At 67.6% G+C, this 420-nt stretch carries 1 protein-coding gene; it reads right to left on the reverse strand.

The features are described from left to right. On the reverse strand, positions 1 to 420 hold a 420-nt coding region (locus tag HU736_RS21680; protein WP_217862405.1), incomplete at both ends, for a hypothetical protein.

Genomic DNA, 420 nt, shown 5'->3' on the forward strand with positions numbered 1-420 from the left:
CTTCCAGGCGCACGCTGCCCTGGGCATCGCAGCCGAGCAGGGTGACGGTGCGCACGTCTGCGGTGATGCGGTTGAGGGCGAACAAGGTGCTGGCATCGCCGACGCGTTGGAGCACATCGCTGCCAGTCTGTTCGTGGGTGAGCAGGCCGCCGCTGTAGAAGCTGCGGGTGAGGGTGGTGCCGAGGATGCGGTCGGTGAGGTTGCCGCTGGGGTCGTAGCGGTAATCGCAGGTTTGGCCGTTGTACTGGACGCGGGTGAGGCGGTCCTGGGCGTCCCAGGTCAGTTGGCGGCCCAGGGAGTCAGCGATCACGCGGCCGCACGCGTCATAGTCGAGGGTGATGGACGCGGGCCAGCTGGAATGGCTGTGGGTGATGGTCTTGACCTGGGTGGGGTCCTCGGGGGCGTAGCTGAACACGGCCG

This window comes from Pseudomonas shirazensis (genome assembly GCF_014268785.2).
GTDB lineage: Bacteria > Pseudomonadota > Gammaproteobacteria > Pseudomonadales > Pseudomonadaceae > Aquipseudomonas > Aquipseudomonas shirazensis.